This window comes from Paenibacillus ihuae, assembly GCF_001368795.1.
Classification (GTDB): Bacteria; Bacillota; Bacilli; order Paenibacillales; family Paenibacillaceae; genus Paenibacillus_AQ; species Paenibacillus_AQ ihuae.
Genome location: NZ_LN831198.1, coordinates 1,202,867 through 1,205,155, shown reverse-complemented (window position 1 = coordinate 1,205,155; position 2,289 = coordinate 1,202,867). Strand labels below are relative to the sequence as shown.

General features: G+C 58.5%; 2 protein-coding genes and 1 pseudogene. All 3 read right to left on the bottom strand.

What is annotated here, in order from left to right; genetic code table 11:
* On the bottom strand, positions 1–531 hold a 531-nt coding region (locus AQR02_RS05295), incomplete at its 3' end, for a cobalt-precorrin-4/precorrin-4 C(11)-methyltransferase (protein WP_082451940.1).
* Positions 532–536: 5 nt separating this feature from the next.
* Positions 537–1,247: a precorrin-2 C(20)-methyltransferase gene (gene cobI / locus AQR02_RS05290; protein ID WP_054942002.1), complete on the bottom strand. Its 711-nt coding sequence runs from the start codon at positions 1,245–1,247 to the stop codon at positions 537–539.
* A 231-nt stretch (positions 1,248–1,478) separates the two neighbouring features.
* Positions 1,479–2,289 (bottom strand): annotated as a pseudogene (cbiT, locus tag AQR02_RS05285) (precorrin-6Y C5,15-methyltransferase (decarboxylating) subunit CbiT); the annotation flags it as partial.

Sequence of the window (2,289 nt, the reverse complement as noted above, 5' to 3'; positions counted from 1 at the left end):
GGCGACATGCCCTGCCAGCGACGCGCTGAGAAACAGCGCCACCGTGCAGTGGTGCTCCGCCAGCCGGCGCAGCTGCTCGCGTTCCGGCACGGGTGTGCGCCCTTCGGCACGGGTCAGGATCACCGTCTGCGTCAGTTCCGGCACCGTCAGCTCCGCACCCAGTGCCGCTGCCGAAGCGAAGACGGAGCTGACACCCGGGACGATCTCATAGCTGACTCCGCACAGCTTCAGCAGCGACATCTGTTCAAGGATCGCCCCGTACATGGAGGGATCACCGGTGTGCACACGGGCGACGCTTTTCCCGGCCCGGACAGCCTGCACCATCAGCTCCACCTGCCGCTCCAGGTCCATGCCCGAGCTTTGCAGCACCTCAGCCCCTTCCTTAGCGCTATGAATCAACGCTTCGCTTACCAGGGAATCCGCGTAGAGCACAAGATCCGCCGAACGCAGAATCCGGCTGCCTTTGACGGTAATCAGCTCCGGGTCGCCGGGTCCGGCACCGACAATGTATACTTTTGGCTCCAGCAGCAGTTCTGTCATTTGCTCACCACCATCAGGCTCAAATACTCCAGCTCCGTGCCGCGCAGCTTGCGCGCATCCCGCCATACCGTTTCATACGGTGAAGTCACTTTGGTGACAACCGAGGCTTTGCCGCCCAGGCCTAATTCGTCCAGAACATCCAGCACAGTATCCAATACCTTCGCTACTTTAAGGAAAACGATGGTGTCATGATGGAGCAGCGCCTCCTTCAGCGCCTCACGGTCTTCGGTTGCCGGAATAATGCCTACCCGCTGGTTGCCGTCAGCAAGCGGCTGTTCGAGTGCAGCGGCTGCACCCAGCACCGAAGAGATTCCCGGAACGGACACAACCGGTACCCCGGGATGAAGCTCCTGCATCAGCCGGGCCAAATGGATAAACGTGCTGTACAGGTTAGGATCACCCTCGGTCACAAAAGCAACATCATTCCCGTGACGCAGCTCATTCCAGCACAGCTCGACTGTCCAGCGCCACCCGTTCTCCAGCTGCACCGGATCCTTGGTCATCGGGAAGACGAGGCCCAGCATCGTTTTTCGCTCCGCATCCACATACATCTCCACGATTTCGTGGGCGTAGGACTTACTGCCTTTTTTGGCGGCGGGATACGCAATAACCGGACATTCCTTAAGCAGACGGCAAGCTTTGACCGTGATGAGCTCCGGATCGCCCGGGCCGACACCGACTCCATACAGCGTTCCGACTTCCAGCAGGGCAGGCTCATCCTCCGGAAGCAGATCTTCCTCAAAAAGCCTATATTCTGCGCTTGCCGTCTGCTCCATTACTTCGGCCTGTTGTGTTCCAGCTAAATTGTCCACGCCTGCAAATTGCGGCTGTGTCTCCTGCTCCATTTTGCTCATCCGCACTTCCTCCTTATATTGAATTACTCCCAGGCAGTCATGATCGATTGGTGTTGTACTCCGCCAATTCCAGCCAGGTGAAGCCTAGCATTCGGCATTCGTCCCGCTGACCACATAGACCGGATTCATCCCTTCCAGTCTTGTCATGCCAAGAATTGGCTTGCCCCGTGAAGCCTGAAGGTGCGTAACCTCCGGGTTCAGACCGGCCGCCCTCAGCGCCTCCATGCTTCGGTGCAGCGTCTCAATCGTGATCGCAGCAACAACAATCACTCCGCCCGGCCGCAGCCGTCCAGTCGATTGTGCAATAATATCGGCAAGCTCGCCGCCGCTGCCGCCGATGAATACTGCATCCGGATCGGGCAGCTTGTCCAGCCCCTCCGGCGCCTTGCTGTGAACAATCGTATAATCGGCACGGAATTTCCGCCGGTTCGCCTCCATGTTGGGCAGATTAACCTGCTCTTTCTCCAATGCAAACACCTTACCTAGACGGGCAATCCGCGCACATTCCGCAGCAACCGCACCGGAACCGGAGCCGATATCCCAGACTACCGAATTCTCCGCCAGATTCAGCTCCGATAACACCAGAGCGCGTACTTCGCGCTTTGTGATCAGCCCTTTCTCCGGCTTCCGCTGCTCGAACGCTTCATCCGGATAAGCAAACCCGCGCCTCCTACCTGCTGTGCTCTCCGGCTTCCGGCGCAGAATCACTACATTTAGCGCTGCAAAGTCATGCCGGGCCATTTCATCCAGCTCCCAGAACCGGCAGACTTCTTCGGGACCGCCCAGCCGCTCACAGACAAAGGCTTCATATTCCAGCATCCCGAACTCCAGCAAATAGGCAGCAATAACCGCCGGATTATTGACCGGATCGGTCAGCAGCGCCACCTTGTGCCTG